Origin of the sequence: Brachybacterium sp. P6-10-X1 (assembly GCF_001969445.1) — a bacterium.
Classification (GTDB): Bacteria; Actinomycetota; Actinomycetes; order Actinomycetales; family Dermabacteraceae; genus Brachybacterium.
On the sequence record NZ_CP017297.1, the window covers coordinates 165697 to 177418 of the forward strand.

Here is an 11722-nt window from a genome sequence, read left to right on the forward strand (position 1 = left end):
CATCGTCAGGAGGATCACCATGCCCAAGGCCCGCCGTCGCTCCGCCCACAGCTCGGAGCGGTTCGAGGACATGGCGCTGCCCGATGAGCTGCTCGGCGTCCTCGCCGAGCAGGGGCTCACGAGCGCCTTCGAGATCCAGTCCGCGATCCTGCCCGACGCGCTCGCCGGGCGCGATGTGCTGGCCCGCGCCGAGACAGGATCCGGCAAGACCCTCGCCTTCACGCTCGCCATGACCTCCCGTTTCCGAGGGCGCAAGGTGCACCGCAGACGCCCCCTCGGCGTCGTGCTGGTGCCCACGCGCGAGCTCGCCGTCCAGGTCGTCGACACCATCCACCCCTTCGCCCGCGCGGTCGGCATCAGGGCACAGCTGGTCGCCGGCGGCATGAACATCGAGAAGCAGGCCGATGCCGTCGCCCGCGGCGTGGAGATCATCGTCGCCACGCCGGGTCGTCTGATCGACCTGGCCGAGCGCGGCGCCCTGCAGCTGGACCTGGTCGAGACCACCGTCCTCGACGAGGCCGATCACATGGCCGACCTCGGGTTCCTGCCCGATGTGCGGGACATCCTGGCCGCCATCGGGATGGGGACGCAGAAGATGCTCTTCTCGGCCACCCTCGACGGACAGGTCGAGGAGATCGTCGATGCCTTCCTGGTCGACCCCGTCAGCCACGAGACCACTCCGGTCGCCGCCGCGGTGGCCTCGATGGACCATCACGTGCTCACCATCGAGCCCTCCGTGAAGCGCGAGGTCACCGCGCAGCTGGCCGCGCGGCCGGGGCGGACCCTGCTGTTCACCCGGACCCAGCTCGGCGCCGAGCGGGTCGCCCAGGAGCTGGTGGAGGTCGGGGTGCCGGCAGCCGCGCTGCACGGGAACAAGCAGCAGGGGCTGCGCACGAACGTGCTGGCCGGCTTCCGCCAGGGAGCCTTCCCGGTGCTGGTCGCGACCGACGTCGCCGCCCGCGGCCTGCACATCGACGACATCGGCATGGTCGTCCACGTCGACCCCTCGGACGACGTCAAGGAGTACGTCCACCGGTCCGGCCGCACCGCCCGCGCGGGCGCCGCCGGTGTGGTGGTCACCCTCGCCCTGCCGCATCAGGTCTCCCGGACCCGGCGCATCGTCGGCGAGGCCGAGGTCGAGGCCGGATGGGCCGACGTCGCGAGCGCCGAGGAGCCGGCGCTCGACGAGCTCGGCGGTCGCGCTCCGGCGGGGGAACCCGCCGAGGATCCGGCGCTCGTGAAGTACAAGGGCGCCCCGCGCAAGCTCGACCTCTCCCGACGGGGCGGGGCGGATGAGCGCCGCGCCGAGGAGCGCCGTGCCAACGAGGAGCGCAGGGCCTCCTGGGAGGAGGCTCCCGAGCCCGATTCCGGCGCCAGGCGTCCGGGACGGGGCGGGGCGGATTCGCGCCGCGGCGGCGGTCCGGGCGGCGGTGGTTCGCGCAGCGGTGGCAAGACCTCGCGCGGCAAGACCTCGCCCGGCAGGAATCGTGCCGGCAAGAACCCCAGCGGCCAGGGCGGCACAGGAGGCCGGGGATCCGGCGGCGGCCGTGGCGGCGCCGGAGGTCGCGGCGGTGGTTCCTCCCGGCCCGGCCGCGGCCGGCACCGAGGAGGCGCCCGATGAGCATCAGCACCTTCGACATGTTCAAGATCGGGATCGGACCCTCCAGCTCCCACACCGTCGGCCCCATGCGCGCCGCCGCGCAGTTCGCCCGCGAGGTCCTCGAGGACGAGCTGACCGGCCCGCGGGTCGCCGACGTCGCGGTGGACCTGTACGGATCCCTCGCCGCCACCGGTGAGGGGCACGGCACCCTGGACGCCGTGGTGATGGGACTGGAGGGCGCCGATCCCGAGGACGTCGACCCCATCGCCGGGCGCGAACGGGTGGCACGGATCGAGGCCGATGGCGGGCTGCTGCTGAACGGGACGCTCGAGGTGGGACTGCGCCCCTCGCGGATCGCCCTGCACCCGCTGACCTTCCTGCCCCAGCACCCCAACGGCATGACCTTCGTGGCCCTGGACGCCCGGGGCGAGGAGGTGCTGCGCCGGACGATGTTCTCCGTCGGCGGCGGCTTCGTGGTCGACGAGGCAGACATGGACCGGTCCATCGCCGAGGTCACGGCCGAGGGCCAGGGGCGGACCGTCTTCACCACCGGCGACGAGCTGCTGGCCGTGTGCGAGGACCGCGGCATCTCCGTCTCCGAGGCGATGCTGCTGCGCGAGCGCCAGTGGCGCAGCGACGAGGAGATCCGCAGCGCCGCGCTCGCGATCTGGCACACCATGAGCGACTGCATCGAACGCGGCATCCGCACCCCCGGCGTGCTGCCCGGTGGTCTGGAGGTCAACCGCCGGGCGGCCGCCTGGTACGACGCCCTGAGCGCCGAGGACCCCGTCCGCCTGCCGATGAACGCCTTCGAATGGGTCTCTCTGGCGGCGCTCGCCGTCAACGAGGAGAATGCCGCCGGCGGCCGGGTCGTCACCGCCCCCACCAACGGGGCGGCCGGCATCATCCCGGCGGTGCTCCACTTCGCCACCACCTATATCGAGGGGGTCGACCCCGACGAGATCGCGGTGCGGTTCCTGCTGACGGCCGGGGCGATCGGCTCCCTGTACAAGGAGCACGCCTCGATCTCCGGCGCCGAGGTCGGATGCCAGGGCGAGGTCGGCTCGGCCTGCTCGATGGCCGCGGCCGCGCTGTGCGAGGCGATGGGCGGCAAGCCCGCACAGGTGGAGAACGCCGCCGAGATCGCGATGGAGCACAACCTGGGGCTCACCTGCGATCCGGTCGGCGGTCTGGTGCAGGTGCCCTGCATCGAGCGCAATGCCATGGCCGCGGTCAAGGCGATCACCGCGGCGCGCTTCGCGCTGCGCGGCACCGGTGAGCACTTCGTCTCCCTGGACACCGTGATCGAGACCATGCGCCGGACGGGCGCCGACATGAGCGAGCGCTACAAGGAGACCGCGATGGGCGGGCTCGCCGTGACCGCGGTGCCGGTCAGCGTTCCGGACTGCTGAGTCGGACCTCGCTCGGGACCGAGGCCGCGCCGAGCCGGTCGCGCACCAGAGCGCGGAGCTCCTCCGGGCCCGGAGCGAGGCCGACCGGCATCCCGGGCGCGAGGGTCACCTCGGCGATCGCGCAGGAGCCGCTGCGCTCCCCGGGGACCATGCGCAGCTGCACGGCGGCGATGCCGGGCTGGGCGCGCAGCAGACGCGCCACGGCGCCGGGATCCTGGATCATCCCTCCCGCGGGGACCGCGCCGTCCGTCCGGCCCGTCACCAGGACGGTCCCGTCGGGGTCGATCCGGCCCCGATCGGTGGTCAGGGTGCGGCCCCGGGTGAACGGGGTCCGGGCCCGCAGCAGCCCGTCCTGCGACCGCAGACGGACGCCGCGCAGCGTTCGGCCGTCCACGGTCAGGGGGCCTGTCGCGGTGGTGCCGTAGACATCGTGGACCCGCCCGTGGAAGTGGCGGGCGAGATCCGCCCGCAGGGTCTCCGGGAGCAGGTCGGTCCCGGAGACGATGCGGGGGATCCGCAGCGGGCGATGGCCCCCGAACTCGATGTCCGCGTGCAGGAGGTCCTCCAGGTGCACGGGCACCCCGGTCAGCAGCGACGGAGGCGCGCGGTGCAGCAGGGCGATCCGCCGACTCGCCGACAGATGGGTGAGGTCCACCAGCGGTGCACCCAGCGCGAGGGCGCCGAGTGCCACCAGCAGTCCGTGCCGGTGCACTCCCGGGGCGGCGCTGGCCACCCGTCGGCCCGGACGCAGACCGGTGCGTCGCGCCAGGTCCACGAGGGTGGCGAGCTGGGTGGGCGACAGGGCCCCGCGATGCAGTGTGCTGGCCCCGCCGACGGTGCCCCGCGAGCGCACGTCGAGGGTTCCGTCGCCGGCCAACGCCTCCAGCAGCACCTGCCGCAGCGCGGCGTCGGGCGGCAGGACGCGCAGACCCCGGGTGGGGGTGTGGCGCGCGGCGCGACGCGGGCGGTGCCCGAGCAGATGGACCTGATCGAGCAGCTCGGCCGCCGTCAGCTCCCCGAAGCGGTCGACGAGCACCACGCTCCCGGGGCGCAGCGCCACCCGGGCACGCAGGGCGGCGGAGGTCCGCAGCAGGTCGATCACAGCCACCGTCCCCCGGTCACCAGGAACCGCGGCGGTACGCGCCCGGGTAGAGCGATGCATCACGCACCCCGAGCTCGTGGGCGGCGCGCTGGGGCCATCCCGGCTCGCGCAGGGCGGCACGGCCGACGGCGACGAAGTCGGCGTCCCCGCGGTCCAGGATCGCCTGGGCTCCGGCCGGGTCGGTGATCAGCCCGACGGCGGTGACCGGCAGCGAGACGGCCTCGCGCAGGGTACGGGCGAAGCCCACCTGGTACTCGGGGCCCACGGCGATGTCCGCGATGACGGCGCCGCCGGTCGAGACGTGCAGGGCGTCGACCCCGACGGCCTCCAGCTCCCGGGCGAGCTCGATGGACTGCGAGATGTCCCAGCCGCCGTCGAGCCAGTCCGTGGCGCTGATGCGCACGATCACGGGCCGGTCGGCGGGCCACTGCTCGCGGACGGCGGCGGCGATCTCTCGGGCCAGGCGGCGCCTGCCAGGGCCGTCCCCGCCGTAGGCGTCCTGACGGGTGTTCACCAGCGGCGAGAGGAACTCGTGGACGAGATAGCCGTGGGCGAAGTGGAGCTCGAGGGCGTCGAAGCCGGCCTGCTCGGCGCGACGCGCGGCGGCCACGAACTCCTCGACCACGCGGGAGATGTCCGCGGTGCTCAGGGCGTCCGGGGCGTCCAGGCCGGGGAACGGCTCGGCGGTGGGGCCGACGGTCCGCCAGCCGGACGCGAACTCGGGGATGGTCCCGCGCCGCGCCGAGTATGCGGGCAGGGCCGGCCAGGTGGAGGCCTTGCGGCCGGCATGGGCGAGCTGCACCGCGGCGGCCGAGCCCTGTCGGTGGCAGAAGTCGGTGATGCGTGACCAGGCACCGGTCTGCTCGTCGTTCCACAGGCCGGTGTCCCGCGGACTGATGCGCCCGGTGGGAGTGACGGCCGTGGCCTCGGTGATGACCAGGCCGAAGCCGCCGGCGGCGCGGGCGCCGAGATGGACCAGGTGCCAGTCGGTCGGGACACCGTCCTCCGCCTCGACCATGTACTGGCACATGGGGGCCAACCACATGCGATTGCGGAGCTCGAGGTCGCGCAGGCGGGCCGGCGCGAGCAGCGACGGCGGGGCGGTGGCGGGATCTCGGTCCATGAGTCCTCACGGTAGTCCTCCGGCCTGCGCGGGCGAGCGATCGACCACGACGGGGACCGCAGAGGTGATGCAGGTCGACCCGTCGTCCATGCGCGGTCGACAGGCAGCCATGGCGCACAGGGGGCAAGAATGCTAGCATCCGAGAATGGTAGAAAGCGCCGATCCTCCCCTCCCGCCCCGCAAGGTGCAGTTCAACGTGTATCTGCCCCAGGACCTCGTGGTCGCGGTCAAGCACCGCGCGATCGACGAGTCCGCCAGCCTCAGCGCCCTCGTGGAGGCCGCGCTGCGGCAGTACCTCGCCCCTGCCCCATCCCATCGCGACGACGCCTGAGGAGCCCGTCATGACCGAGCACACCACGCCCGCCGAGAGCACCATCGGGACCGAACATCCTGCCCCCGCCGAGCACCCGATGCGGACCGAGGTCGCGACCGCCGCCGGGTCCGCGGCGACCGTCACCGTCTTCCCGCTGCGGTTCACAGACGATCCGGCCGCCCTGATCGCCTTCCTGTGCACCCTGGGGATGGCGCCACTGATCACCATCGAGGGCGAGGGCTTCGCCGACCTGGTGGCCGGGGGAGGTGGTCGGGTGATGGTCCATGCCGCCGCCGGCTCGGCGTCTCTCGCCCCGGCGGGGGAGACGCAGCTGAGCACCGCCGTGGCCTCCGCCGACGCTGCGGCCGAGAGGCTGCGGGAGGCCGGGCTGGAGGTGACGGTCTGGGACGAGAGCTACGGCCGCCAGGGGAACATCACCGGTCCGCACGGCGAGGCCGTCGGAGTCAACGAGGACCAGGAGGACCACTACGGCTACCTCGCCCACGACGGGGAGGGGGCCGATGAGCGGCTCTCGGTGACGGCCGTGCGCGCCAGCGCCGACGGGCCGGAGCGGGAGCGGGACGTCGCGTTCTTCGCCGCGCTCGGCTTCCTCCCGGTCGACGGCGGCGACCGCTGGTACCGGGCCCTCGGCAATCCGGGCCACGGCACCATCGGACTGCATGAGCCGGCAGACGGTGAGGCGGCCTTCCGGCCCGGGGGCGACCCGGGGCATCCGGAGCTGGAGGTCTCGCTGGTCCGGCTCGGCTTCGAGACCACCGAGGATCTCGACGCCCTCGCCGAGCGCCTCGGCGCCGCCGGGCACCCGGCCCGCGTGGTCGTCGGCCGCGGCGTGCGCAGCGTGCACGTCACCGATCCCGACGGGCAGCAGGTGGAGATCCATCCCCGGTCCCGGCGCTGAGAGCGGAGCATCGGCGGCGCCCTGACCGGTGTCGGGGCGCCGTCCGGGGCGGACCGCTGCGGCGTGCCGATCCACCGACGAACGGGCTCGGGGCGAGCGCTGGACGATGCGCGTGACGTGCGTCTCCTGCGATACGGTGAGGGAGTCCGCAACGCCCCGGTGGATCCGGGGCCCACCCAGCAGGAGTAGTGATGTCCGACGACGCCGCACCCGGGATCGAGAATCTCTCGCAGGAGACCCGCACGTTCTCCCCGTCCTCCGAGTTCGTCCAGAACGCGGTCGCTCGCCCCTCGCTCTACGAGGAGGCCGAGCGCGATCGACTGGCCTTCTGGCGAGCGCGGGCGAGCCTGCTGAGCTGGAAGACGCCCTTCACCGAGACCCTGGACTGGTCGGACGCTCCCTTCGCCCGTTGGTTCGCCGACGGCACCTTGAACGCCGCCTACAACTGCGTGGACCGACACGTCGAGTCCGGGCACGGCGAGCAGGTCGCCCTGTTCGCGGAGTACGAGGACGGCTCCGACGCGAGGTTCACCTACGCGGACGTCAAGGACGAGATCAGCAAGATGGCGAACGTCCTGACCGATCTGGGGGTCAAGACCGGTGACCGGGTGGCCATCTACATGCCGATGATCCCCGAGACCGTGTTCGCGATGCTGGCCTGCGCCCGTCTCGGCGCTCCGCACTCCGTGGTCTTCGGCGGCTTCAGCGCCGACGCGCTGCGCTCGCGGATCGAGGACGCCGAGGCCCGCGTGGTCGTCACGGCCGACGGCCAGAACCGTCGCGGCAAGCAGCTGCCGCTGAAGAACGCGGTCGACGAGGCGCTCGCCGGAGGCGGCGACAGCGTCGAGAAGGTCCTCGTGGTCCGCCGCACCGGCGGCGAGGTCGACTGGACCGACGGCCGCGACGTCTGGTGGCACGAGGCCCGCGAGAGCGCCTCGAGCGAGCACGAGCCCGTGTGGGTCGAGGCCGAGCACCCCCTCTACATCCTCTACACCTCCGGCACGACGGGGAAGCCCAAGGGCATCGTCCACACCACCGGCGGGTACCTCACCCAGGCGGCGTACACCCATCGCGACGTCTTCGACCTCAAGCCCTCCAGCGACGTGTACTGGTGCACCGCGGACGTCGGCTGGGTCACCGGGCACACCTACGTGGTGTACGGCCCGATGGCCAACCGCACCACCCAGGTGATCTACGAGGGCACCCCGGACACCCCGCACCAGGGCCGCTGGTGGGAGATCATCGAGAAGTACGAGGTCACCCAGTTCTACTCCTCGCCCACGGCGATCCGCACCGCCATGAAGTGGGGCGAGGAGATCCCGGCGAAGTACGACCTCTCCTCCCTGCGTCTGCTCGGCAGCGTCGGCGAGGCCATCAACCCCGAGGCCTGGATGTGGTACCGCCGGGTGATCGGCGGGGACCGCTGCCCGATCGTCGACACCTGGTGGCAGACCGAGACCGGCGCGATCATGATCTCGCCGCTGCCCGGCATCACCGCGACCAAGCCCGGCTCCGCGCAGGTCGCCCTGCCGGGCATCGGCGCCGAGGTGGTGGGCGACGACGGCAAGCCGGTCGAGAACGGCCAGGGCGGCTACCTGGTGCTCGATAAGCCGTGGCCGAGCATGCTGCGCGGCATCTGGGGCGATCCGGAGCGGTTCAAGGAGACCTACTGGTCCCGATTCCAGGGCCTCTACTTCGCCGGGGACGGCGCCAAGCGCGACGAGGACGGCGACATCTGGCTGCTGGGCCGTGTGGACGATGTCATGAACGTCTCCGGTCACCGACTGTCGACCATGGAGATCGAATCCGCGCTGGTCAGCAACGACTGGGTGGCCGAGGCCGCGGTCGTCGGCGCGAACGACGAGACCACCGGTCAGGCGCCGGTCGCCTTCGTCATCCTCCGCACCGGCACCGAGGAGGAGATCGCCGCGGCCGGCGGCGAGGAGAAGGTCCCCGAGCTCCTGCGCGCCCACGTGGGCAAGGAGATCGGCCCGATCGCCAAGCCTCGGAAGGTCCTCCTGGTCACGGAGCTGCCCAAGACCCGCTCCGGCAAGATCATGCGCCGGCTGCTGCGGGACGTCGCCGAGAACCGTCAGGTGGGGGACACCCAGACTCTCGCCGATGCATCGGTCATGGACCTGATCCAGGAAGGCATGAGCGGCAAGAGCTGAGCGAGCTGCGCCGCGCACGGGGCGGGGCCCCGGTCCATGGACCGGGGCCCCGCCCCGTCGTCGTGAGCCCGGTGTCCCGGGCTCGGTGCCGTGGGCTCGCCATCATGAGCCCGGTGCCCCGGGCTCTGCGCTCAGCGACCGATGTACAGGTCCCCCATCTCCGAGGTGACGGTGAGAGCGCCGACCACCGGCCCGGGAGCCCCGGTCACTTCCGGCTCGATCCGGGTCTCGCCGAGCTCCGTGCGCGCCTCGACGTCCCAGCGGCCGGTACCGGGCAGGGAGATCTCGACCTCCCCGAGCTCGGCGTCGATCCGCACGTCGGACCCCGCGTCCGAGGGCAGACGCATCTCGACGTTCCCGACCGCTGCCGTCACCTCCGCGGAGGTCGGTGACGCTCCGCTCAGCACGGCCTCCACGTCGCCGACATCGGCGCGCAGTCTCAGCGAGTCCGTGACGGAGACCTCGTCGAGCCGCACGTCGCCGACGGAGGAGGTCAGGACGAGCGCGGAGAAGTCGCCGTCGGCCCGGATGCCGCCGACGTCGGTGGTGAGGTCGAGGGCGAGCCGGTGACCGAGCGGGATCAGCACCAGGACGTCCTGGTGCTCGTCCTGCCACGGCACCGGTCCGTATCCGTCCGACTGACGGACGTCGACGATGGGCGCGGTCGACCCGCCGTGCTGGGTGATGCGTGCCCGCGCCGTCGCGTCCGGGGCCGGCAGCGAGGTCACCCCGTCCTCGACCAGCGCGAGGGTGACCTCCTCGACGTCGGATGATGCCAGGACCTGCACGTCGCCGACACCGCTGCTCAGCGTCAGCGACTCCGGCGTGCCGAGCTCCAGCGTGGCCGGGATGTCGTCGTAGCCGCGCCCCAGCCACCAGCCCGTGACCGATGCGGCCGCCAGCGTGAGCAGGGCCAGCAGCAGCACGGCCGCGCCGAGCAGGGTGATCAGGGTGCGCCAGCCGCGGTCGCGCTGCGGGGAGGGGGAGAGGCGGCGGCCCGGCTCCTCGGCAGTGCCGCGGTGGGGAGCGGGATGCGTGGTGGTCATGATCTGTCCTCGGATTCCAGAAAGCGCAGCACGGCCATGACCCGACGGTTCTCCCCGTCCACGGGAGGAAGATCGAGCTTGGTCAGCAGCGAGGAGATGTGCTTCTCGACGCTGCCGGCGGAGACGAACAGGGTGTCGGCGATCGCCTGGTTGGAGCGTCCCTGGGCCATCAGCGAGAGCACCTCCCGCTCCCGCGGGGTCAGACCCTCGAGCGTGCGACGACGCCGGGAGCGCACGAAGATCTGCTGGACCACCTCGGGGTCCAGCCAGGTGCCGCCGGCTCCGACGTCGGCGAGCACGGCCAGGAAGTCCTCGACGTCGGCGACGCGGTCCTTGAGCACGTAGCCCAGGCCGTGCGACGAATCGGCGATCAGGTCCGTCGCATAGCGCTCCTCGACGTACTGCGAGAGCACCAGCAGGGCGACCTGCGGATCCTGCTGCCGGATCAGCATCGCCGCGCGCACGCCCTCGTCGGTGAACGTCGGCGGCATCCGCACGTCGATCACGGCGAGATCGGGCCGGTGGTGGGAGACGGCGCTGAGCAGGGCGGTGGCGTCACCGACGGCGGCGACCACCTCGTGGCCGGCATCGGTGAGCAGACGCTCCACCCCGGCGCGCAGCAGGACGGCGTCATCGGCGATCACGATCCTCATCGCAGGACCTCCTGGGAGTCGATGCCGGCGGATGCCGCGGGGGCACCGGGGGCGGCGGGTCGGACGGGCGCCGTCGCGGGCACCCCGGTGAGCAGCGGGAGGACGGCCACCAGGACCGTGCCGCCGTCGGCAGGGCTGGAGACCTCGAGGCGGCCGCCGGTGGCCCGCACGCGGTCGGTGAGGCCGGCCAGCCCGGTGGAGAGTCCGTCGCGGCGGACCCGGGCCCCGCCGCGGCCGTCGTCCTCGACGCGGACCCGCAGCACCTCGGGGGTCTGGGTGACGGTGACCGAGGCGGAGTCCGCCGCGGAGTGCTTGGCGATGTTGGTCAGGGCCTCGGAGACCACGAAGTAGGCGACGGCCTCCCGCTCCCGGTCCAGGAGCGCGTGGTCCGCGGCGCCGAGGTCGACCTGCAGATCCACGGGGATCGAGGACCGGGCGGCGAGGGCGGAGAGCGCGGCGTCCAGCCCTCGGTCGGTGAGCACGGCCGGGTGGATGCCGCGGGCCAGCTGACGCAGATCGGTCATCACGCCCTTGGCCTCGAGATGAGCCTGCCCGACCAGCTCGCTCGCCCGGTCGGGGTCACCGTGGATCGCATGCTTGGCCATCCCGAGGGTCATCGCGAGGTTGACCAGGCGGGGCTGGACCCCGTCATGGAGGTCGCGCTCGATGCGCAGCCGCTCCTGGGCGGCGGCGTCGACGGCGCCCTGGCGGCGCTCGGCGAGCTCGGCGACCTGTTCGCGCAGGTCGGTCTCGGACCCGGAGACCAGCACGCGGGCCAGGCCCCGATCGGCGAGAGCGCCGAGGACCAGGGCGAGGCCGGCCAGCGCCGCGGAGATCGTGGCGAGCAGGCCGAGCATCCACCGCGACAGCGTGATCGAACCCAGCGTCACCGGGCCGTGCCGCAGGGCGATGTCCCCGGCGGTCCAGCCCAGCCACAGCAGCACGAGGACGAGGAGGAAGAACGCCCCGGCGACGAGCATCGCCAGGTGGTGGTGCAGCGTCCCGCGCCAGAACGCGCCGGTGCCCAGCTCGAGCCACCGATCGTGGATCCAGCCCGCGGCCCCGGTCCGACGAGAACGGCGGCGGGCGGGAAGGATCACCCCGACCCCGTGCACGGCTACCGCCCGGCGGCGCTCGATCCGCACGGCGACCTGCATCACGAGGAGCCAGGGGACCAGGAGCAACAGCCCCGATCCCAGGGCCGGCAGGGCCGCCAGCCCGCCCAGCAGCACGGAGAGGCTGATCCAGAACCAGGAGCAGAACAGCACGCCTCCGAGCAGCACGGAGGCGAGGGCCGCGGCCGTCAGCCGAGGGCGTCGGGGCGCCGGCGGGGGCGCGGTGGTCTCGTCCATGGACTCGAGCCTAGGCGGGCCGGTGACCGCT

10 protein-coding genes are annotated in these 11722 nt (G+C 73.0%); 5 read left to right on the forward strand and 5 right to left on the reverse strand.

Annotated features, from left to right (window positions below):
- Positions 1 to 19 precede the first annotated feature (19 nt).
- Both BH708_RS00740 and BH708_RS00745 read left to right on the forward strand, forming a co-directional pair.
- Positions 20 to 1621, forward strand: a complete 1602-nt coding sequence (locus tag BH708_RS00740) for a DEAD/DEAH box helicase (protein WP_076805807.1) — start codon at positions 20 to 22, stop codon at positions 1619 to 1621.
- A complete protein-coding gene (locus BH708_RS00745) occupies positions 1618 to 3012 on the forward strand; it encodes an L-serine ammonia-lyase (RefSeq protein ID WP_076805809.1) in 1395 nt (464 codons plus the stop codon). Before BH708_RS00740 ends, BH708_RS00745 begins: the two co-directional genes overlap by 4 nt.
- Here the strand turns inward: BH708_RS00745 and BH708_RS00750 are convergent.
- Complete coding sequence (locus tag BH708_RS00750; protein ID WP_253705432.1) at positions 2993 to 4120, reverse strand: AMP-binding protein; 1128 nt, start codon at positions 4118 to 4120, stop codon at positions 2993 to 2995. The two genes, BH708_RS00745 and BH708_RS00750, sit on opposite strands and share 20 nt — an antisense overlap.
- A gap of 10 nt (positions 4121 to 4130) precedes the next feature.
- Entirely contained in the window at positions 4131 to 5237 is a 1107-nt protein-coding gene (locus BH708_RS00755; protein ID WP_076805811.1) for an NADH:flavin oxidoreductase/NADH oxidase, read from the reverse strand.
- Between the two features lie 145 nt (positions 5238 to 5382).
- Between BH708_RS00755 and BH708_RS00760 the strand changes: the two genes are divergently transcribed.
- The 3 genes from BH708_RS00760 (at position 5383) to acs (ending at position 8640) form a co-directional block, all read left to right on the forward strand.
- Positions 5383 to 5568, forward strand: a complete 186-nt coding sequence (locus BH708_RS00760) for a CopG family transcriptional regulator (protein WP_076805813.1) — start codon at positions 5383 to 5385, stop codon at positions 5566 to 5568.
- 10 nt (positions 5569 to 5578) lie between these two features.
- Positions 5579 to 6469 carry a VOC family protein gene (locus tag BH708_RS00765; protein WP_076805816.1) on the forward strand — a complete coding sequence of 297 codons (891 nt, stop codon included), beginning with the start codon at positions 5579 to 5581 and terminating at the stop codon, positions 6467 to 6469.
- Positions 6470 to 6660: 191 nt separating this feature from the next.
- Complete coding sequence (gene acs / locus BH708_RS00770; protein ID WP_076805818.1) at positions 6661 to 8640, forward strand: acetate--CoA ligase; 1980 nt, start codon at positions 6661 to 6663, stop codon at positions 8638 to 8640.
- Positions 8641 to 8771: 131 nt separating this feature from the next.
- On the opposite strand, the gene BH708_RS00775 is transcribed toward acs, so the two are convergent.
- Genes BH708_RS00775 through BH708_RS00785 form a run of 3 tightly spaced genes read right to left on the reverse strand, consistent with a single transcriptional unit; the run spans position 8772 to position 11691 of the window.
- Positions 8772 to 9686 (reverse strand): DUF4097 family beta strand repeat-containing protein, encoded by a 915-nt coding sequence (locus BH708_RS00775; protein WP_076805819.1) that lies wholly within the window; start codon positions 9684 to 9686, stop codon positions 8772 to 8774.
- Positions 9683 to 10339 carry a response regulator transcription factor gene (locus tag BH708_RS00780; protein ID WP_076805820.1) on the reverse strand — a complete coding sequence of 219 codons (657 nt, stop codon included), beginning with the start codon at positions 10337 to 10339 and terminating at the stop codon, positions 9683 to 9685. The genes BH708_RS00775 and BH708_RS00780 overlap by 4 nt, the downstream gene beginning before the upstream one ends.
- On the reverse strand, positions 10336 to 11691 hold the full coding sequence (locus BH708_RS00785; RefSeq protein ID WP_076805821.1) for a sensor histidine kinase: 1356 nt from the start codon (positions 11689 to 11691) through the stop codon (positions 10336 to 10338). Before BH708_RS00785 ends, BH708_RS00780 begins: the two co-directional genes overlap by 4 nt.
- Positions 11692 to 11722: the final 31 nt, after the last annotated feature.

Bases quoted from the DNA above. Each gene is read 5' to 3' on its own strand.
- BH708_RS00740 (WP_076805807.1), top strand. From the start codon at position 20: ATGCCCAAGGCCCGCCGTCGCTCCGCCCACAGCTCGGAGCGGTTCGAG.
- BH708_RS00745 (WP_076805809.1), top strand. From the start codon at position 1,618: ATGAGCATCAGCACCTTCGACATGTTCAAGATCGGGATCGGACCCTCC.
- BH708_RS00755 (WP_076805811.1), bottom strand. From the start codon at position 5,237: ATGGACCGAGATCCCGCCACCGCCCCGCCGTCGCTGCTCGCGCCGGCC.
- BH708_RS00760 (WP_076805813.1), top strand. From the start codon at position 5,383: ATGGTAGAAAGCGCCGATCCTCCCCTCCCGCCCCGCAAGGTGCAGTTC.
- BH708_RS00765 (WP_076805816.1), top strand. From the start codon at position 5,579: ATGACCGAGCACACCACGCCCGCCGAGAGCACCATCGGGACCGAACAT.
- acs (WP_076805818.1), top strand. From the start codon at position 6,661: ATGTCCGACGACGCCGCACCCGGGATCGAGAATCTCTCGCAGGAGACC.
- BH708_RS00775 (WP_076805819.1), bottom strand. From the start codon at position 9,686: ATGACCACCACGCATCCCGCTCCCCACCGCGGCACTGCCGAGGAGCCG.
- BH708_RS00780 (WP_076805820.1), bottom strand. From the start codon at position 10,339: ATGAGGATCGTGATCGCCGATGACGCCGTCCTGCTGCGCGCCGGGGTG.
- BH708_RS00785 (WP_076805821.1), bottom strand. From the start codon at position 11,691: ATGGACGAGACCACCGCGCCCCCGCCGGCGCCCCGACGCCCTCGGCTG.